Source organism: Geobacter argillaceus, from assembly GCF_007830735.1.
Taxonomy (GTDB): Bacteria; Desulfobacterota; Desulfuromonadia; order Geobacterales; family DSM-12255; genus Geomobilibacter; species Geomobilibacter argillaceus.
The window spans coordinates 1-20,631 of sequence record NZ_VLLN01000036.1 but is presented as its reverse complement, the minus strand read 5'-3'; the positions used below and the strand labels follow the sequence as shown (position 1 = coordinate 20,631).

20 protein-coding genes are annotated in these 20,631 nt (G+C 44.2%); 2 read left to right on the top strand and 18 right to left on the bottom strand.

Annotation, left to right across the window (positions count from 1 at the left end; all coding sequences use genetic code 11):
• Positions 1–33 precede the first annotated feature (33 nt).
• From JN12_RS18675 to JN12_RS18660, 4 genes are all read right to left on the bottom strand, one after another.
• A complete protein-coding gene (locus tag JN12_RS18675; RefSeq protein WP_145025612.1) occupies positions 34–795 on the bottom strand; it encodes a DUF6538 domain-containing protein in 762 nt (253 codons plus the stop codon).
• Positions 796–1,432: 637 nt separating this feature from the next.
• A complete protein-coding gene (locus JN12_RS18670; protein ID WP_145025610.1) occupies positions 1,433–2,131 on the bottom strand; it encodes a DUF2786 domain-containing protein in 699 nt (232 codons plus the stop codon).
• 235 nt (positions 2,132–2,366) lie between these two features.
• Positions 2,367–2,714, bottom strand: a complete 348-nt coding sequence (locus JN12_RS18665; protein ID WP_145025608.1) for a hypothetical protein — start codon at positions 2,712–2,714, stop codon at positions 2,367–2,369.
• Entirely contained in the window at positions 2,711–3,592 is an 882-nt protein-coding gene (locus JN12_RS18660; RefSeq protein WP_145025606.1) for an ArdC family protein, read from the bottom strand. Before JN12_RS18660 ends, JN12_RS18665 begins: the two co-directional genes overlap by 4 nt.
• Before the next feature lie 322 nt (positions 3,593–3,914).
• Between JN12_RS18660 and istA the strand changes: the two genes are divergently transcribed.
• On the top strand, positions 3,915–5,432 hold the full coding sequence (istA, locus tag JN12_RS18655; RefSeq protein ID WP_145025604.1) for an IS21 family transposase: 1,518 nt from the start codon (positions 3,915–3,917) through the stop codon (positions 5,430–5,432).
• 14 nt (positions 5,433–5,446) lie between these two features.
• Positions 5,447–6,208 carry an IS21-like element helper ATPase IstB gene (gene istB / locus JN12_RS18650; protein WP_145025602.1) on the top strand — a complete coding sequence of 254 codons (762 nt, stop codon included), beginning with the start codon at positions 5,447–5,449 and terminating at the stop codon, positions 6,206–6,208.
• A 125-nt stretch (positions 6,209–6,333) separates the two neighbouring features.
• Here istB and JN12_RS18645 read toward each other — a convergent pair whose 3' ends face one another.
• The 14 genes from JN12_RS18645 to JN12_RS18585 form a co-directional block, all read right to left on the bottom strand.
• Positions 6,334–6,528: a helix-turn-helix transcriptional regulator gene (locus tag JN12_RS18645; protein WP_145025600.1), complete on the bottom strand. Its 195-nt coding sequence runs from the start codon at positions 6,526–6,528 to the stop codon at positions 6,334–6,336.
• Positions 6,529–6,814: 286 nt separating this feature from the next.
• The gene (locus JN12_RS18640; RefSeq protein WP_145025598.1) at positions 6,815–8,434 is read right to left on the bottom strand and encodes a hypothetical protein; all 1,620 of its coding nucleotides are present in this window, start codon (positions 8,432–8,434) and stop codon (positions 6,815–6,817) included.
• Entirely contained in the window at positions 8,435–9,274 is an 840-nt protein-coding gene (locus JN12_RS18635; protein WP_145025596.1) for a hypothetical protein, read from the bottom strand.
• On the bottom strand, positions 9,271–10,275 hold the full coding sequence (locus JN12_RS18630; protein ID WP_145025594.1) for a DGQHR domain-containing protein: 1,005 nt from the start codon (positions 10,273–10,275) through the stop codon (positions 9,271–9,273). Before JN12_RS18630 ends, JN12_RS18635 begins: the two co-directional genes overlap by 4 nt.
• 14 nt (positions 10,276–10,289) lie before the next feature.
• A complete protein-coding gene (locus JN12_RS18625; protein WP_145025592.1) occupies positions 10,290–11,318 on the bottom strand; it encodes a globin family protein in 1,029 nt (342 codons plus the stop codon).
• Positions 11,308–12,747 carry a DEAD/DEAH box helicase gene (locus JN12_RS18620; protein ID WP_145025590.1) on the bottom strand — a complete coding sequence of 480 codons (1,440 nt, stop codon included), beginning with the start codon at positions 12,745–12,747 and terminating at the stop codon, positions 11,308–11,310. Before JN12_RS18620 ends, JN12_RS18625 begins: the two co-directional genes overlap by 11 nt.
• A complete protein-coding gene (locus JN12_RS18615; protein WP_145025588.1) occupies positions 12,740–13,147 on the bottom strand; it encodes a hypothetical protein in 408 nt (135 codons plus the stop codon). Before JN12_RS18615 ends, JN12_RS18620 begins: the two co-directional genes overlap by 8 nt.
• Entirely contained in the window at positions 13,147–14,163 is a 1,017-nt protein-coding gene (locus tag JN12_RS18610) for a hypothetical protein (RefSeq protein ID WP_145025586.1), read from the bottom strand. The genes JN12_RS18615 and JN12_RS18610 overlap by 1 nt, the downstream gene beginning before the upstream one ends.
• An 83-nt stretch (positions 14,164–14,246) precedes the next feature.
• Entirely contained in the window at positions 14,247–15,365 is a 1,119-nt protein-coding gene (locus tag JN12_RS18605) for a Fic family protein (RefSeq protein ID WP_145025584.1), read from the bottom strand.
• Between the two features lie 368 nt (positions 15,366–15,733).
• A complete protein-coding gene (locus JN12_RS18600; protein ID WP_145025582.1) occupies positions 15,734–16,702 on the bottom strand; it encodes a radical SAM family protein in 969 nt (322 codons plus the stop codon).
• Between the two features lie 285 nt (positions 16,703–16,987).
• Positions 16,988–18,907, bottom strand: coding sequence for a DUF927 domain-containing protein (locus JN12_RS18595; RefSeq protein ID WP_145025580.1), 1,920 nt, complete (start codon positions 18,905–18,907; stop codon positions 16,988–16,990).
• 85 nt (positions 18,908–18,992) lie between these two features.
• The gene (locus tag JN12_RS20585; RefSeq protein ID WP_170242070.1) at positions 18,993–19,160 is read right to left on the bottom strand and encodes a hypothetical protein; all 168 of its coding nucleotides are present in this window, start codon (positions 19,158–19,160) and stop codon (positions 18,993–18,995) included.
• Positions 19,138–19,500 carry a helix-turn-helix transcriptional regulator gene (locus tag JN12_RS18590; RefSeq protein WP_145025578.1) on the bottom strand — a complete coding sequence of 121 codons (363 nt, stop codon included), beginning with the start codon at positions 19,498–19,500 and terminating at the stop codon, positions 19,138–19,140. The genes JN12_RS20585 and JN12_RS18590 overlap by 23 nt, the downstream gene beginning before the upstream one ends.
• Positions 19,501–19,606: 106 nt before the next feature.
• The gene (locus JN12_RS18585; protein ID WP_145025576.1) at positions 19,607–20,257 is read right to left on the bottom strand and encodes a hypothetical protein; all 651 of its coding nucleotides are present in this window, start codon (positions 20,255–20,257) and stop codon (positions 19,607–19,609) included.
• Positions 20,258–20,631 lie beyond the last annotated feature (374 nt).

Sequence of the window (20,631 nt, the reverse complement as noted above, 5' to 3'; positions counted from 1 at the left end):
TCGTAATTGACCCGCTACTCCTCGGCTCTTTTATCAAATAATGAAAATAAGAGGTATCCAGAATCTATCGGCTCTATCTTGGGTACGTGGAAGATTCGTCACAATGCTTTGCACGTCTTCGAAAGAATATGCCTTCCTCTCTTCGTCGCTCCTACGCTTCTCGGGTATCATCATTCCTTGAGCCAGGTTTGCTGGTATGATGCCTTCCTTGACAGCGTAGCCCAGTAGAGCACTCAGCCTTAATATGTGCTTGTTCACGGATGTGGTGCTCATAGGAACGATACCAGCCATCATAAGCACTTCTTGGATGGTCTTTCCCACATGAATCTTGTAGAGGTTTGATGGAAGCCTGACCATCGTATCCTTGAAATCAATGACCATCTGCCTACTGATAGCCTTTACCTCAACATCGCCCATGACATCCACTATCAGCCTATGACAGCTCATTACCTCTGTCTTGGTCTTGTGGGTCCACTTGTCTTCATGAGCCTTGACGTAATCCACTATTAACGACGAGAGCACCTTTCCAACAGGCTCAACAGACTTGATGCGTGGATACAATTCAGCTACCAGACCACGAATCAAATCGTCTGTGAGCATACCTGTGCGCAACATGGTAAAGGTCTGTTGTACCTTATACTCCATGCCTACAGCCAGACACCTTGCCGCTTTTACATCTGTTGTCTTGAGGGATTTCTTGATTATTGTTGAAGGGAAGAGATGCTTTAGGTCTACAGGTATCTTTATCCTGTAGTAATAATAGCCGCTAGAACATGATAAATGATGGCGTGACATACCCGTATCCTCAGGTAGATACACTTTAGTACTGGTGTACTAAAAGTGTACCGACCGAGGATACTAGGGTAAAATTATCTAGCATTTTCAGCTAGTGAGGTAGTCGTTATAACTAAACACATAACATACTAATATAAAAGAGTTATCCTTAATTATATTTTAGCCACTACCTCTAAAACTGCCTCCAAAAATCTTTTTATGACCTGCTTAACGTCAAATAATTGAGATAATATTTTTTGCTCTACGTCCTCAATATCACATAAAATCCATTACGACTCAAGCTACAATCTACCGGTTTTCACAACTCGGATCTCGAAAGATACATTTGCGGCCTTTGGCAAATGCATCTTGAGAGACCGAACGAGGCGGAGCCTCGATCTATTCACCGATAATGTTGGCATACCGATTGCGATTTTTTCCTAATCGCCGCTCAACTGCCACAACTCTCCACATACTCCAACAATACATCACACCAAAACCGATGACACAAGGTTTCTCGATACTTGCAGCGTCATTAACTATTTGGCGTGTGGGCTATGAGTAATTTGGTCACCGACCTTACCTACCGGCTTACGTGACGGCTCGTACTACATGAACCCCTGTTGGATTAGTGGGAGTGGTAGCGAGTAGTTGCGTTTTATCTGGGTATCGTCGTCTGTGCGGGAGAACTGCCGGTGACACCTTTGTGAATACCTACCTGCTGACCGTCCTGCTGGCCTTTTGAGTAAGCATGTGAATTGATGTAGCTCCGTCTGCTCCTGACGGTTCTGGTCGGCCCCATTTCGGACATGGCCTTTTTGATGAGACCTTCCTTGATGGGAACAAGAGCGCCGGGTGTGATGGGTGTCTGAACTTTCTGCTCGCGCAAGCGTCCCGTTATGGTGGATACAGCTCCCAGATAGTAGGACTGCCTCATCAGTTCACGGTGGCGATTGGGAACGCTATCGTTGACATGGTGTTTCATGTAACTGCTACACAATTTCCTGACCGTCTTGTCCAGATAGGCGAAGGTATATGCAGCGATCTGAACATCTGCGCCAACTCCTATGAAACTCATCTTTCCAAGGGCGGGATGATGAATGGCCTGACAATCGAATGCCGTACATACACCTGCTGACAGGTGACGTACCCATTTGGACAAAGTTTTGGATACGGTTGTTTCCACCTTGTCTGCCGATTGCGGTTTGTTATCCGGTTCGATATCGGCCATTGCCAGGTTATGCTCCGACAAAAGGCGTTGAGCATGTGACGCGGCAAGAGTAGCTTCGTGTTCATTGCTTGAATTGGCAAGTGCCAGCAGTTTTCGGATTTTCTCGATGATCGGTGTCTTTCCCATGGTAATGCTCCTTTAAGCGTTGTGATAGTAGCACGGCCAAAACCGTGCGCCATAGTGAATGATTACCTTTTTGTTCCAGATTCACTCACAGTGTTGCTCGCCTCGCGCTCCAGATACTGGCTGATTGCTTCGTTCACGAGACGAGTCATTGGCTTCTTCACGCGTTTTCCGAGGTGATAGAGGACCGGAATATGCTGTTCATTTATTTTGGGTGAGTACATGGTGATATCTCCTATTAGATCAGATAGTTGACTAGTTTTGTGATTATCGTTCTGGGGCTCATGCGCTCCCAATTGGCTCCCAGCGTCTCTCGTATTTCCCCTACAGAATGAAGGAATACCGAATTTATCGGATCTGGTTCAGAGGACATGTACGTGCTCAACCCCATGTAGCCGACAGAGTTGTTGATTGTGAGCACATAGATGCAAACCCCCTCCGTGAAGGCATGAATGGTATCCCTGCTGCCACCGTGAAGATGGTAATTGTTGCCGTTATGCTCAAGGATGAGTGCTTGTATCCGTATGCCTGAATCCTGGGCTTCCTGTGATGTGAAAAGCCTGATGGTCGGTGTAATCGAAGTCATAATTCCTCCTCTCCATGTTTACGCCCCAAGATATAATCAGCCGCAGCCTGTGCCCTGGCAGCAGCCACCACCAGCATCTTCTTGTCCTTCTTGAGCACATTCAGCCAACCGTCAATGTAAGATGCCGCAAGTTCGATGGTCTGGTTACTGATACCAGCCACCCCGCAGAGAAATGACGAACAGAATTCTGCACACAATTCTTCTGCCGAGTATTCCTCTGAGCCGAACTCATGACGTTCGACAACTTCCTTCCTGCCTAACCGTGATTGGTGGCCTGTTGAGTGCCCCAGTTCATGAAACAGTACCGAATAGAACTCTTCGCTTTTCTCGAACCGGTCCTCATACGGCATTCTGATTTTGTCACTCACTGGTGTATAACTGGCCCGATTGCCGCCATAGGATATTTCCGGGCGGTTGGTCATGTTCTTGATAATTTGCTCTGATCTCTCGATTTGGGTGAACTGGTAGGTAGGTGTCTCGGATGACGGCGAGGCTATGTTTTCGCACTGCTCAAAATTGAATACGTTGTAGTACCGGAGTAAAGGTACTCTGCCAGATACGCCCGAATCTTCGGTGCTATTCTCATCTGCTGCACTGTTGCTTCTGTCCAGCAACTTCCAGAAAACGACCATGGTGGACTTTTCGCCTTTGCGGATATGCCCGCCACGTTCTTCCGCCTGCTTGTAGGTCAACCAATAGGGTGAACTGTACTGCTGGCACGCCAACAAGAAGACGTTAATACCCCGATACTCTTTCATGCTTGCCAAGTTTCTCGGCATTCCTTGTGACGTTGCCCACGGCTTGCGCCACGGGATAGTTCCTCGCTCCAGAAGGTCGATGATCCGGCTGTTGACGATTTCGTAGACATTTGCTCCCATGATGTTTCTCCTTTCCGGTGGTTTGATTGGCTGGCCAGCCTGGAAAGAAAAAGGGCTGAACCGCCTATGCGGAATCAGCCCAAATGAATGCTGTGATACTGGAATCTTTAATTCATGCGGATTCCGGTCCATGCCGACCGTCATTCCGCTCTGATGCCGACCGCGATTCCGGAGCGATGCCGACCGGCATTCCGCTGGCAAGCCGACCGCGATTCCGGTGCAAGCCGACCGGGGTTTTGATGTAGTCGCGAGGTAACCTCACACGGTATTTTCTCCCCTCAGTTCATTAGAGGAGGATGGAATGCCACAGGAGAGAGTTACCATGCGAAAAATCAGAGAGATCCTGCGCCTTGCCTGGTCATGCGGCCAGAGCAGGAAAGCAATTGCCATAGGTGTCGGTGTCGGCAAGACGACCGTCACCGACACCGTCGCCCGCGCTAAGGCTGCCGGCCTCTGCTGGCCCTTACCCGATATCGACGACGAAGCCCTGGAAAGGCTTCTCTACCCTCCGGTTCTCCATCCGACCTGCCGTCAAGTTCCCCTGCCAGACTGGCATTCCATTCACAAGGAACTCACCACCCACAAGAATCTGACGCTCATGCTGCTGTGGCAGGAGTACAAGGAAGTAACGGCCGAAGGCATCCAGTATTCCCACTTCTGCGACCTGTATCGCAAGTGGCACAAAGGGCTCGATATTTCCATGCGTCAACTCCACATCGCCGGGGAGAAGCTGTTCGTGGACTACTGCGGTCAAACCTTGCCGGTCGTGGATGTCTCGACTGGGGAAATCCGCGAGGCCCAGGTGTTCGTGGCGGTTCTCGGCGCCAGCAACTACACCTATGCAGAAGCGACCTGGACCCAATCCCTTCCCGACTGGACCGGCTCGCATGTCCGGACCTTCGCCTTTATCAACGGTGTTCCGCAGGTCGTCACCCCCGATAATTTGCTCTCAGGAGTGACCAAGGCCTGCCGCTACGAGCCCGTGATAAACGAGACCTATTCGGCAATGGCCGAGCACTACGGCACGGCCATCGTACCCGCCCGCGTCCGCAAACCCAAGGACAAGGCAAAAGCCGAAGTCGGGGTTCAGATCGTACAGCGCTTCATCCTGGCGGCACTGAGAAAAAGGACCTTCTTCTCGCTTGCCGAAGCGAACGCCGCCATCGCCGAGCGACTGGAACTGCTCAACAATCGCCCCTTCAGGAAACTGCCCGGATGCCGCAGAAGCCGCTTCGAAGAACTGGAGCGCCCAGCGCTCCTGCCTCTGCCCCAATCCCCCTACCAATACGCCGAATGGAAAAAGGTGCTGCTCGGAATCGACTACCACTTCGAGATCGACAAGCATTTCTACAGCGCTCCGCATCGTCTGCGCGGCGAACCGTTGTGGGCGCGCTACACAGAAACCACGGTCGAATGCTTCCACAGCGGCAAGCGGGTCGCTTCCCACGCCAGATCGATGCTGAAAGGATTGCACACGACCCTCCCTGAGCACATGCCCAGGTCGCACCAGGAGTACGCCGAATGGACCCCCGAACGCCTGACACAATGGGCGGGCCGGATCGGAGAGTCTTGCGCCGGGGTGATAACCGTCATCCTCGGCAGGAGAACCCATCCCGAGCAGAATTTCCGTTCTTGCAGGGGAATCATCTCCCTGGCCAAGCGCTACGGGGATGACAGACTGGAAGCCGCCTGCCGTCGTGCGATATCAATCAAGGGAATCAGCTACAGAAGCATCAAGGCGACCCTTGAGAATGATCTGGATAAAAGGCCACTTATCACCCCACCGGCCTTGCCGCTCGTCACCCACGAAAACGTCAGGGGAACGCAGTACTACCACTAACAAAAGGAGCAACCATGCTGACCCAACCGACCATCGACAAACTCAACGCCATGCGGCTCTACGCGATGGCCCACGCCTTCCAGGAACAAGTCGCCAACCCGAACATGGCCCAGCTATCGTTTGAGGAGCGCTTCGGTCTGATTGTAGACCACCAGATGACGGTGCTGGAAAACACCCGGATGCAGAGCCGGCTCAAAGCCGCCAAACTCCGACTACCCGCCTGCATCGAGGATCTGGACTTCAGGCCAGACCGGGGGATGGATCGCTCCCAGGTCATGTCCCTGACCGGCAACCAGTGGGTTCGAGGCAAGCAGAACATTCTGATTACTGGCCCCACAGGCGCCGGCAAGAGCTACTTGGCTTGCGCCCTGGCACAAAAAGCCTGCCGGGACGGATACACCACGTTTTATCAAAGAACGCCGCGATTGTTCCACGAACTAGCTGTCGCACGGCATGACGGCCGCTACCTCAAGCTCATGTCGAGCCTCGGCAAGTGCGAGGTATTGATCCTGGATGACTTCCTGTTATCTTCCATCTCCAGGGATGAACAGAGGGAACTCCTGGAAATCATAGAGGACCGCTATGGCAGAAAATCTACCGTCATTACCAGCCAATTGCCGATCAAGGCCTGGCATGACGCCATGCAGGACCCGACCATGGCCGACGCAATCCTGGACCGGTTGGTGCACAACGGTCACAAGGTAGAATTGAAAGGCGATTCTATGAGGAAGAGAAAGTCGTCACTTGACCGGGAAACGGAACCTGTGACACAGTAGCCGCCCCCCCCCTCACGACTACGTCACTTGGTCGGTCGCCATCACCGGACAGCCGGTCGGCATCGTATTGGAACGCCGGTCGGCATCCCGCCGGGCTGCCGGTCGGCATCAGTGGAATCCGCAATTCAGATGCCGGAACCTACAATGTGCTCATCAATCCACCGCTGTACATCGCTTGTTCGATAGCGGCACGCTCTCCCAATTTTGACATATGGAATACCAGTCCCTTTGAAACGGCATTGCTCCATCCATGCTTCAGACATTCCAATCCATTCTGCAACCTCCTTCTGATTTAACAGCCTGTCATACTGTTCCGTCATGTTCCTTCTCCTTCCTTGCAAGTGATGTCAGTCCGTGGCTACGGCTCTGTAATAAAAAAAGCCGACCATCGCGTTAGCGACAATCGGCTTTGTATTTATTCCGGGAAAAGAGACCCCGGGGTTGCAAATAGTTCGTTGGGAGTCCCGTTTCCTCTATCTCACCTCTGTTTCAGTGTTTCTCGCCCAGATATTTTCAAGGGGTACCCCCCTTAAATCTTTCCGACTTTCACCCAGCTCAGATACTGAAATGGATCAAATAGTAATTTGAAATATCGTTAGAACTAAATTAATCTATTTTATCGTAATGTCGCAAGAAGTTTATGGCTGTTTCTTCAGTGAGAGGTGTTTCGTTTCCGTCTGCATGAAAGTTATTACTTAGAATTATTTTATCGACATTGCTTTTTACTTCATTGGATAGAGACATATACTCAGTCCACCACATAGCGGTATATCCGGCCTCTTCACTTGCAAGTCGTTGAATGATATATGATTCTGGCATAAGCATAATTTTATGAAATTCATCAATTGACTTCCCGAATGCTTTATAAAAAAAAGATTCACCAGGTGAGACAGAACCCTTCGTAACGTTCAATACGGACTGAATAGCACGAATATACTTCTTGTTCCAATGTACGCCAACATAATCACCCCTATTTTTATCGGTGACAGGAATGTACTTCATTGGAAATGAAAATATTTTTACTCCGTATTGCATGTTTAGTTTTATATTGTGTTCAAGTCGGTAATAAAAATCGTCAGGTTTGTCATGATAGTTAAATAGGATATAGTTTGATAGATGAGTGATGCCGAATTTTGCAGCCAATCTAACCGCATTAGAATATACATCTGTGAGATTTATATGGTCGTAAGCAATCCTTAAAGGCCTGATGTTAATCTCTGACAGTTTCTTCATGTTTGATTCAGTTACGAGTCGAGCATCTACTCCTTGGTTAAAGTCAACTAAACGCTGTTTTTTAGATTTGTTTCGATACTTTTCGAAGATAGGTGATAATTCACTTCTTACTGAAAGTAGACGATCAACAAAGTCAGTAGTGGAGTTATCATATAGCTGAAACTTATCTACAATTTCGTTGTAATGATTATTAACTTCGGAATATCTTGTCAATCTCAGTCCGGGAAAGTTTTTTATTAAATCAAAAATAGCAATGCGGGCATAACAGTCATCTGGATTTAATTTTAAACGATCACAATATATTTCGTAGTCATTCTCAGGAATATAAGTTGCTCCTTTTTGAAAACCAAGATCCTTAATTTCGTCTATGATTCTTTCAAATTGGTCTGAGCCTAAGACGTTATTATCCATAAGAAGGAGGTTTGATTTTTTCCCATATAAAGAATCTATTTTGTCAATATGTGCTCCGATAGATATAAAGTTTTTATAATTAGGCTCAATTTTAGGTACCGCACAAAAAGGGCATTTTCGAACACAGCCTCTCGTCATATATGCAAAATAGGCATCTTGAGCGGGGTACTTATAACTAATATCATCTAAGATGCTATAATCTGGAATAATTTCATCAATACACTCATCGTCAGAGATCCGTAGTTTACCCATTTCATTTAGTAAGCCTTTGACAACTTTGAAACCGGTTTCATGTTCAATTTCATCCGCCATTATGGTAGCCATTGGGCCACCTATGAAAAGGTTTTGAGGATCTCTCACACTAAATTCATAATACTTAATTGTGGAGATTGTCTGAGACCAATAAAAGCTAAAAAGGGTCGTAACGTATATTCTGTCCCACACTTCACTTCTTACGCTCTTATCCATGCCCTTAACAAATTTCACCACATCACCCTTCTCTTTATGAAATGCAGCAATTTTCATAAGTCCAAGAGGTGGATATTTGTTTTTATATGCAGGTTCAATTAATAATACGTTCATCTAATTACCTTCTAGCCAAGATAAATATCTCTTTTGATATTTTACATTTTCTTCATAGTGCAAGATCATTTTTTTTCGTGACTCGAACCGCTCCTTAACTATTGACCTATGCACATTCACGTTGTCTATCTCATAAATGATATTAGCAAGCAGTCTAATTCTGTACTGAGTTGAAGCATCTATATCTGAGCTGTCCTCTCCGTGCACATACATTGTTTCATTGTAACTATCACAAACAACTTCTTTTACATGCTTTTTTAAATTACTCGCACTTTGGTAAATCTCGGTGTAGCCCCTGCCGGGATTGTAATTTATTTCATTTCTTCTATCACTCTCAAAATATTGATTTTTTCTTGGAGTATAAATATTTTTATATAGCTCCAACTTATAGTCGAACTTTCTAAATAGTTCGTAAAATTTTCTCCAAACTATTCTATGCAATCCATTAACCGATATTTTTTTAATTTTATATAAGGCGGCATTATCATTTTGTAATTCACAGTTGATGTTACCAAGTCTCGTGTACCCAAATTCATGCAATCGTGTAAGTCCACAGATCGTAAAGAAGTTGGAATAATACTGACTGACAGCACCCCACGACAACTTACCTACACCACTCAATGATTTACTGAGTATATATTGATACAAAGCTTTATCTAAATAATGATTAACCTCTTTATAAAATACATTCTTTAAATCTGAAGAATAAAAAAGCTCATAATCGCCAGTAATATTTGAAACTAGTATTTGTGGATTTGTAATTACTTCATCTTTTATGTATTTTTCATGTACACCACTAACTGACATAAAATTTGAAATAATTTTTGCACATGTTTTCATAGCTTAATTTTCTTATTCTTTTTCTTTGACCAAATACCTTTGAGGATAGTATTTAGTTCAGTAGTTATTCTTTCCACACCAGCCTTGCCTGAAACTCCTTTTAATGATCCGGTGCTTGTAAAATCATATTCTTTAATAGGTTCTATGGCTTTTATTATTGTTGACTCTGTAAAGTCATAGCTCGTTGACAAACAGTATTGCAGAACTGTCGGAAGCAAAGACATTGTAGAATAAAAGCCCATAGTTTTTGTAAGTAGAGACGAAGTATTGGCCCAATCATCAGAGAAAGTAAGTCTTATGGAATTGAAGTAATTCTTTATAATTCCATACTGTTCTTCTTCTGAATACATGCTTAAGGCCCCCTTTTTCTCCTCTAAAAGTGGCTTTAGGCATTCCATAAAAGCACTTTGCGTGATTAATCCAGGCCCTGTGCCAATCATTTTAATTTTTGTATACCAAGGAGATTCAGGTTCTTCGTTCAACTTTTTTATTAATTCATGAGCACGCTCTTCAATAAATGTAGCATCTTTTGCTAAGTCTATAAGATCATATATAAGTGATGAATTGACTCCTTTTTGAGTTGAATTCACAGTTCTGAAAACTTTGGCTTGATCCGATATATTTAGCTTTGAAAAAGCGACAACAACCACATCAATTGGTTTTTCACATAGAGACAAGCCATACAATCTATGTTGACCATCAATAACCCACGCAATATCATCTTTAACATCAAAGCCAATTTCATTGGATTTGGTATCGTAATTCAATTCCACATCAAAATTTAAGATAATGTTATTCGGGATAACACCCTTTAAACTTTCTATGTAAATACTAATTTCTGTAGCTCGTTTTTCTGATAAATTTCTTTGATAGCCGGATTTCTTATCCTTTTGTCTGCGACTTACATATGCAACATTATAAAGCATGTCGGATTTCATGCTAAACACATAGAATATCCATTTGTTCTGAATGACTTTTATTGCAGGAAATTTTTTTATCATCCCTCTTCTCCCTATCAGCTTATATCCAAATTTATTTCTTTACAAAATCTTTTAAACTCTTTAAAACACTTATCTAATTCAGCTTTTTTATTTTTATTTTCTTCAATTTCGCATTTTACTTTTAGAATTTCTGACTCTTGAATGATTTCTCTAAATTCCCTTATTTTCTTATAAAACCTGTCTACTTTGTCAGGTCGATGCTCATGCAAAGTATGTATAGCTTCATCAAAAGCAATATCTGCTTCTGTTTGATAAAAAACTTTGCAAGCTTTTTTATTATCTAATATTTTAGGCAACTCTCTGACGTTTTGAGCTTTTTTAAGTTTATCTGTTTTAACCATGTCTATAAACTCATCAAGGAAAACTGGTGTTTCTTCCGCTCTTTTAGTTAAGTCTTTTTGCAGAAAGAAAGCTTCAAAATAGCTATATTTTTTTAGCTCATCTCGTGAATTATTGTTCTTATTTTGCTCAGTAGTTAAATATTTTTGGGACATGACCTCATAGGCTCTTAACATAGCCTCAACGGATTTTCGTTGCTTTCCAATTTGTTTTGCTACGTCATCTGGATTCTTCTTTAAAACATTTATCATTTTATATATATATGCAGCCTTCTCATAGGCATCCCACTTTGTTTTACCTTTTATATGGAAAGTACCCAGAATATAAAATAACTCTTCTTCATTCACACTATCATGTAATATTCTGGCTTTAATCGTTTTCCATCTTGGCTCATCTTTGTACTTCTTACTCAATCTCCTAAAAGCACATAATCGAGTGTTACCTTCAACTACCTGGTTCCCTAAGACATAAACTTCATCAATAAGACCTTTGTTTTCCTCAAGATCTTTAATTCTTTCTTTAGTTGAATCGAGCTTTAATAGCTCTTGTTCAATAAAATCCTGTGTTATTTTTTCAGGCGGATGCTTGCTAATAATATAGTTAATTCGAGGGTTCTCCGAATAATATTCTAACTTAGATATGTCAACATCCTTAATTTCATAAGATATTTCTCTTCCCATGACGGTAATCGTCTCAACTGCCATGTTGCCCCCCCAATAGATTTAATAGCTCACTTTTATTAAGCAAAAATTCAAAACTGTCCAAAGCAACCTCGTTCGAATCGCCTTGAACAAATTGGGCAATATCCTTTTTAACCTCAATAATTCTATCTATATATTCATCAATAGAGTTCTTGGCCATTATTTTATAAATGTTACATTCCTTGTCTTGGGAAATTCTATGTATCCTGTCCTGTGATTGAAGATAATCAACTAAATTAAAATTACGATCCAAATATATAGCATTATTTGCTCTGGTTAATGTCAATCCTTCTCTCGCTGCAGATGGGTTTGCTATCAATATTTTGTTGATATCAGATTCTTGAAAGTCTTTTACGATATCAGCTCTTTCCTTAATAGGAACATCTCCATAAATGACGAGAGGTTTGTGAATCGAAAACCTATTTTTTAATAATAAAATGTTCTCGACAAAACCTGTCCAAATAATTGCCTTTTCACTGCGTAAAATCACATCATTGATAAGGCTATCAAGCATTAAATATTTTGCAGGCTCCTCTGAATAGCTTTTATCTATAAGGGCTGGATTACTTGCTATTTGTGTTAAGCGAAGCAGTTTTTTTAAGATATTATCTGCTTCATCGATAATTATTTCCCCGGAAATGCGCGCAACTTCGAGCCTCAATTCCTCTCGAAGAGTGACGTACATATCAAGTTGCTTTCCACAAAGCTCAACATAGATGTTCGTAAATATTTTTTCAGGAAGCTCAAGGACATCATTTTTACATCTGCGTATAGAATGAGCGGTTACCTGTTTTTGAAGGTCTTGTAGCTGAATGCGGTATGCTGAATCTTTTTCATTGAAATGTGATTTAAAAACATTGAAATCATCACCAAATAGTTTGCCACCATCGAGAAAGAAATATTGAGCCCAAAGGTCTGCGGGTTTATTAGCTACTGGTGTTCCGCTAATTATTATTCTTTTTTTTGAAAACGCCCTCAGCTCAAATAATGCCTTTGCTGTCTGAGTTAGAGGGTCTTTTATTCTGGCAGATTCGTCGAGAACTATTGCAATATTAAAACTCTTACAAAACCTTTTAATACGTTCAAGTTCGGCTATAACTGCCTCATAATTGGTTATATAAAAGTTAGCACCTGTTAAAAATTTGTATCGTTTCTCTCTCCTAGTACCTTTTAGAACTATTGGTATTAAGAAGGAATGCTTTGAAACTTCCTGCTCCCAGTTATAGAGTAATGACATCGGCGCGACTACCAAAACGCCCTCAATTTCACCCCTTTTCATCGCTAGACAAAGTGCCTCTATTACAATCTTGGTCTTACCAAGACCCTGCTCATCAAATAAAGCTATTTCCTGGTGTTGATCAATATAATTGACCGCTTCAATCTGATGTGGAAGAGCCTGGGTCTTCGCTTCATAATTTTGCATGTTACTCATTAATTATTTCTTCAGGGATATAAAGGACATGTATGTATTCACACCCTAATAACCCTAGTTTTATCATACTCTTTCTAAATAATTCCCCTGATGATTTTGGGATTCCAATAAAAACATCACAATATTTATTATTTAGCTCTATTGATGTAAAATCCTGAATTTGAGAATATGTTCTGTTGTTGGTAAGATCATTTTCAGTTTTAGCTTCACCAATACATATTTGACCATTTTCTCGGATACCGATTATATCTGGTCTATGACGTAAAATCTGTGGTGGCATTGTGATCTTTTCGCCAAACAAACCTGGATAATTGCCATCTACACCTATTATGGTAATCCCCTGTTCTCGCATAAGCTTCACTATCAAGCCGAGTATAAATTGGTGTCTCGCGCCTGCCATTACTTTATCGTTCCAATTGTTTTTAAAAGATTTTCTGCTGTAATGTAGAGCCGTTTCAATGAATCAACTTTTGCAGGCTGAAGCCCCCTTTTAATTTCATCAAGTTCATTGAATGGTATCAAAGACACACCTTTAATTACATCTTCAATTTTTTCAAATAGCTTCGATTTAGCGGCAGGATTCTTTTGTTCAAGCTGGTCAAGGGCTGCCTGAAAATCATCATCAACAAGTGCTTGGTGCGCCTGTTCATCTTTCAGCACCTGTGGAAGTTTACGAATATCTTCACCTCGGCCAAACTTTCCCTCACCCACCCAATCGCAAAAATCTAATAAAGAAATCTTACCTTCACTGACAAGCCGTTTTAACTCTTTATTTTTTCTGAATTCTACGAAATAACTAAATTTAAGTCTCTCTGAAGGTTTGTTATATTTGGGTAAGTATTGTTGATCCATATCCTGAAATGCTTGAATATTGTTTTTAATCTCTGAAGCCGATAGTTTTGTCAGTTGCTCAAGCCTCTTAATGGAATAATCTTCCACATCATTAAGCCTATAAAGCTCACGGGCTTTTTCATAAGCTGCCCATGGGGTTTGTCCGAAAAGATGCTTTTCTAGTCGAATAAAATTTATTGCATCTCTGTTTACCTTGTGTGGCAGAACATAGGCAGGGATTTCTTTCCATTTTTTTTCATTCACATATTTTTCTGACAATTCTTCATATACAAAAGATCTTGTATTTCCTTCTATTACCCTGAAAAAATCTCCCTCAGGAACAATCCATATAGGATCATAAATTCCACCGTTTCGCTCGATATGCTCCCTTAATTTGTCATATTGGTCATTCCCTTCAGCAAGGGCAAACTTAATTTTATCTTGTGTTATATTGTCGTTAAGGCGGGTATCAAGATAATATTGAATTCGGGGGTTTTCAACGTCGAGTATTAGCTGCTTTAGTGGGGCTTGGACTCGTTGTATTTCAATAGTTCGGCCATCAAGGTTTACTGAAATGGTGCTCATTTACCCTCCAATGAATATCAAAGTATCGAGCCTACAAGATCTTCCTAATATTGCTAGTATTTATTCATGTTTTATTTGAATGTTCAGGGGCGAAGTTGCGTCAACTCATACTTCACCGCCCGCCCTTGCCCAACACGTTCCAATATCCCCATCACATGCAACTGATCCAGTTCCCGGTAAGCTGTTACTCGACTGCAATGCGTCATAGAAGCAAACTTCTGCGTAGTCAATCCACCCTCAAACCCATCCGGTCCTGCATCCAAAAGCCGATTGATAACCTTCTTTTGTCGATCAGTCAACTTGTCCTGGGCATGTGTCCGCCAAAACTCAGCCTTGGAGAAAACACCATTGAGCATGTCATCTGAATGTTTTATCGCTCTGGCATAGCAACCCAGAAACCAGACCAACCACCCGGTAACGTCACAAGAACCTTTTTGAGTCTTCTCCAGTATATTGTAATAGTCCTCCCGTTCACTCATGATCTCGGCGGATAGGGTGTAATACCTGACACGTTGTTTATCATCCTGTGCCAGCGCCATATCGGTCAGTGCCCGTGCAATGCGGCCATTACCGTCTTCAAAAGGATGAATCGTAACAAACCGCAAATGAGCTATTGCGGCCCGAATGATCCCTTCAACATTCCCCAAGCTATCGTCCCACCATGACAGAAAATTCTGCATCTCCTGGTCAAGCCGGTCTGATGGCGGTGCCTCGAAATGAACTTTTTCCCTGCCTATCGGTCCCGACAATACTCTCATCGGCTCTTCGCTGTCCCGCCAGCCTCCGACCTTGATCTTATGCATACCGGAATAGCCGGTAGGAAAGAGGCCCGCTTGCCAGCCCCAAAGACGTTCAGAAGATAAAGGTATATCGTAATTCTGGGTAGCATCTATAAGAACCGAGACGAGATCATCGACTCGTCTGTCAAACGGTAATCCGGCAGAGGGAAGCCCCAGCTTCCTCGCAACAGAGGAACGGACTGATTGAACATCCAACTGCTCCCCTTCAATCGCAGAGGTTTTGATGGCTTCTTCTACAAGTATTTCCGCCTGGGCCTGATGCTCCAGATTGAAACCAAGACTGGCCACCTTGCTGAGTAGCTTTCCCTGCAATAGGCGACATTCTCCCAACGGCGTGAGGAGTGCGTCTGTATCCCACGTGAGGCTAGGCCATGCGTTATGTTGCCAGATGTATTTGATCATGATTATGTTCACTAATCGCTTCAGATGGATATGCGATTTACGTTTACCACAGTAATCCGTTAATGGCAATTCATATCGGTGCTAGTGACCGGAAATCACTACATTAAGATCTTGGTTAATTATCCCGAAAAGTCCCTATATGTAATCGCTTCATGGAATACGCGCAACACCTGCCTTCTGAAGCAGGTCTTTGCGTGGCAATTATATTATTTGAAAAGCAAAAACGGGATAACATACCAATTTATCTTGAATTTGTTGCGACATCTCACATAAGTGGGCCGCTGGAATTGTGTGACAGAAAATCACTTCTAGTGAATGGAAAATAACCAGGCCCCATTGACCATTATGGTCGCAGGGGCCAGTTTATTTTATTCGAGTGAATCAAGGTATTGCTGATGCATGAATTCCATCTGTTCTTCACACATGGGTTCATCATCGTATTCTTCCTCATAGTCTGGCTGTCCAACAACTTCACCAGGATTAGATAGATCATAGCCTGCTGTTGGGGCAACTACAATTTGAGAATTACCGATAGGAAGAGGCTTTCGGCTTTCGTTTCGCTTCTCGACTTCCCGTAAAATGGATTCCTTCCATCTCACTTTATCTTGGCCATTCAGTTCATCATATAGGCCGAGGATATTTTGATGCAACTGCATCCTCTGAATTCTTTTCACCGCTGCATCGTTTTCCGGTATGGAAACGTCCACTCGGATTGTGGGACTGTTCATCTTACCGATCCAGACTTCATCGGTAACGAATGGTAACACCCTGCGATAAATCGCCTTGGCCTCGGTCGGACCTTCAAGCATCGGTTCGATAATGACACTTGTCCGGTATCCCCTCGTGGATGCCAGCATCAACGATAACAGGCGTTCATGTGGACAAGGAGCATTCGGCTCCCAGAAACGTGATACCTCGTCGCTTAGGCTCGTTATGGTAAACATGAATCTGATTTGCTCTTTATACCGCTCGAAGACAAAACTGATTTCGTCCACGCATTCATAGTGCGCTTTTGTCGTCAGCAGTATCTCGTTTCCGGACGCTATCAGTTTACGGATCAGTGCTATGTGATAGTTAAGATGACGTGGCTCGATGTCATGGCTTGTCGGATACATCACCACTCCGTCATACTTCGGGTAGTCATCTTTCATGGCTCCGGAATATGACCTGCTCATATTCGGCCAGTCAGAGCGTTGCCGGATTTTGCCCTGTTGAAGACTTTTGTAGGCGGCATAACAATATTTGCAGTCGTGTCCGCAGCCTGTCATGATATTCATGCTTTGGTCGGAAATCTGTCTTGTTCCGACACCTGTTCTTGTTTGAGTAATTGTACTCATGTCGATTTTCTCCTAAGATTCTTCGTATTTTGCGGGTAACGCAGGGAACGGGGTAACGTTGATAACAACCGTCTGATATCACGTAAGAAACCTGTTACCTCTCGCCAAACGCTCCCATGAGGAGCAGGCATTTTATGGGTAACGAATCTCATGTTACCCGCCTAGTCCATTACGGGTAACAATTGCCGTAATAATAAGTGCTTCAATTTCTGTATGTTACAACAAGTTACCCCGTTACCCCTGTTACCCCTTGTTTTGAACGGTTTCACAAGCGTGCCTACCGTTTCAACCGTCAGTCAGTATTTTTGAGGTGATGTAGTAGATTTTCTTTTGGCCGATTCCGGGAATTCGAAAATTGCATTGTAATTTGCCTTCAGAAGATTTTTTGAGCATACCGCGCTCTGCTAAAAGCTTTGCCACGCTTGTCGGATTATAACCGGCACAGATGACTTCCCTGAAGACTTCAGGAAAAACGAAGAAACACGAATCTTTGTCAGAGTTGTACTCTACCCGTACACCTGCACGCTGGTTGATGTTGAATTCTTGTTCCATGGCAGTAAGCGTTTTGTCCCTGTAACCACAAGGAACAAAGCGTGATGCACCGTATTGCTCAAAATAGGCCCGGACCTGATTGATGATCTTGGTCTCTTCCAGGATTCCGCTGCCCCCCCGATGTTCAAGCCATTGCTGGAAACATTTAACTGCCGCTTCTCCTGCGTCCGCTTCTTCCCAGCCGGTTATCCCTTCCTGTGTTGCCATCAATCCGCCAAAGGCGATCAGTGCAAAACGAGTCGCCACGCGCTGAACCTGACCGCTTGCATCTCCCAAAATCACTCCTTTGCAAAATCTAGAGATGTACTCGTGGATCTCATTTGCCAGGCTATCCTTCCTGCGGACCATGGCCTCTATGAAGGCCACAAATGGTGTGCCGTGATATTCGCTGGTGTTCCGCTTGAGCTGGTCAGCAAACTTGGCGCCGCTTTCGAATCCGTGCAGGGTCTCGAACAGCCCCAGACCGGCTCCCGGATCAGCGGGAAGATCCACAAGCCGCACTTCCTGCCCGACTCGCACTTTCTTGCCAATTTCGCCCATGTGATCTGAAAGCGTTTTCTCGCCGTTGGAAAGAAACAAGTTCCGGAATGATGCCCTTTTCCTGGCCTCGCCACGTGAGTCAGCCCGTGCTTTACCAGAACCGTTGCCAAGCATGTATGTGGTGTCACCGATCTGCTTGGGGTCTGACTGGCCGATTTCGTCCATGGGGAGCAGGGCATCATTATAATGTTTGGCGGTTGCTTCCATTGCGTTGATAGTCGCGTTCCATTTCTGGATTGTGGCGTCCGGATTGCCGATGACACTTGCTGCCAGATAAAGCGAAGTGCTCTTGCCGATGCTGCTGTTACCGTACAGATGAAACCCACCATTTTCGATTTCAGCGATATTCAGCAGGGGAGCAGCAAAGGCCATCGACACGGAAAAAATCAGTCGGGAATTGCCCCGGCAAGGAAGGGCAACATGCTCACGCCAGCCGTCCAGTGTTCCTTTCACGCTATAGGCTTGAAGCTTGGCACTTGAACTCTGATAAAGAAACTCTTCTTCACCAGTGCCAATGTGATGCCCAGGCATGACGAAAACATTTTCATGCCAGCCGTATTTGTCCGTGCAGCGGATTCTTCGGTCTTTTTCAGGGATTGCGTTGTTGATGTACGCAATCAATCTATTGAGGGATGTTGGGTCCGGAAGGACAAATAGCCCCATTGAACGGAGATCAGCTATTATTTTTTCCCCGTTCCGGCCAAGGTCCTCCATCTTGATGATCGGGCTATGCTCGTGACCGTCCATGTCGGTAAAGGATATGAGTCTTCCCCAACTAGTGTTGTGAATATCTCTGACAAGGCCGATAACCCGAACGGGAGCACTAACGAAAACATCATAGGTTTTCATTTTGTCATCAACCTTTTTTGTAACGCGTGCATAAAGTCCCGGCTTCTTGGCTTGCCACATCAGAACAAACGTTTCACTGCCACCCATTGTCTCTACGAGCTGTTCGTCAGTATGGGCCGCAGCTGCTGATGCCGGTAGTTTTGCATCCTGCTTAGATGAGTCTCCATCAGTCACGATACCATCTTCGATGGCCGCTTCAGATCTTGGGGCTGCATCTCCGTTGGGTGTTATATCTTCATCTTGAAGGGTTCCATTAAATTCCATGTTTCGGAATCTCCTTTGTAGTCATATAGTTGCTCAACTTTGTTCGGCTTGGAGGGGGCACTAGGAGCAGGCACAACCCGAAATCTCAGCTTGGAACGCCGAGAATTTCTAAAATGGATTTTGCCAGTTGGTCTATCTCCTCGATGACCTCGTTAAGGTTGGTGTCGTCCATCGACGTTGCCACCGAGCATGCCTCACGGATCTCGATGAGTCGGGCCACAATTTCTATCTTATTCAATGTCGTATCGTCCATGATACGTTCCTCCGTGAGGATGTGGTTTCTGGTAGGACCGTGCAGGGCTGCCGAAAGGAGCAGGCTGCTGTTCAGTTTGGGAGCCGGGATTCATCGAGTTACTGGACGCTTCATCTGGCGACTCAATCAATCGTCTGATGTCCTCAACGCGCCAGGCAGTAGTGCGTGGACCAAGTTTAACTGGCTGGGGAAAGCGGCCTTCTTTGATACCTTTCCACCATGTGGTTTTTGATACTGGAAATATTGCTGTAATGGGTGGGGTGGCTTTGGGGTTGCCGATAATCTGGAACAACCGGACAAAGCCGGTTTCTGGGAGTGGTGCTACAGGTGGGTATAGCATAAAAAAACCTCCATCTAGATTTAACTACGATAGAGGTCGTTCTATGATGGCTACAATTCCATAACCGTGGTAACGGAATTCCATATCCGTGGTTTTTGAATGAATATTATGAGGGAAGAGGATATTTTTTTCTTAGGCTGGTCAAGTGTTTTGAGACATCACCTTGCTTGTAATTTCGACTTATTTCTTTATATTCCCGCTGGTTAGTTGATTTTATATATTGATCCTTCGTGGTAATGGTGCAATTCGAAGGAGTTATTTTTATGCTGTCGATCCGGTCTGCAATGTATTTTGAAAAATTCCGATTCCCCTTTTCATCGGAAAGTTCTTTCAAACGCTCAAGAAAGTCGCGAATTTTGCCTTTTCGGAGGATTTCGGTGTTTCCTTCTTTCCAGAATTTCAGATATGCTTCTTCTAATGCTTCTGCGAGTGCGCCTTTTCGGTTGCCACCTTTTGGTATTTTACCTTGGTTATTTGGCGTTTCCTCGACGTCAGTGCCTTCTGCCATTTGAATCGTAGCAGTTCCATTAATGCTGGAATTTTTTGACAATCTAACCAGTATTTCCGGAAGATCGTATTGTAAATCTAAAGCCCAAGAGCAGAACTCAGCGATTTTGAAGTTAATTGCATTGAAATTATAACCTACAGTAACTCCCGATTCATTGACATCCCGATAAAACCCGACAGGAGTATACGGAAGTTTTTTGTCATCGACCCTGTCGATGGCTGTAAATAAAACCCTGCTCGCCATTTTCATTTTTTCTTCAAGTAGCTTATTATATCCTGAATCCGTGACGTGAATTGCTCAATCTGCTGGTTTGGGGGCCAGTGGGAGGGGCCTGGCGGATCGGCTCCTTGAATCCCAAGAAATCGGCTCCTCAAATTGGCCTGTAGTCCCTGTTTTTTGACAACTGAACCGTTTTGCTATGTCTTTCCCGGGGTCGCGGGCAAGCGATATCAGGGGGTTCCTGCCGGAAACCTATTCCTCCAAGGCTTGCCAGCTCCTCGTCGCTAGCCGTATGCCAGCCGGTGGTAGATCTGCCCAAAGGCTTCGGCATGGGCTTTCACATGGCGGCTGAATCTCAGTTTCAGGCGCCGGCCACTGCTGATAAGCCGCCCGGCAAAGTAGAC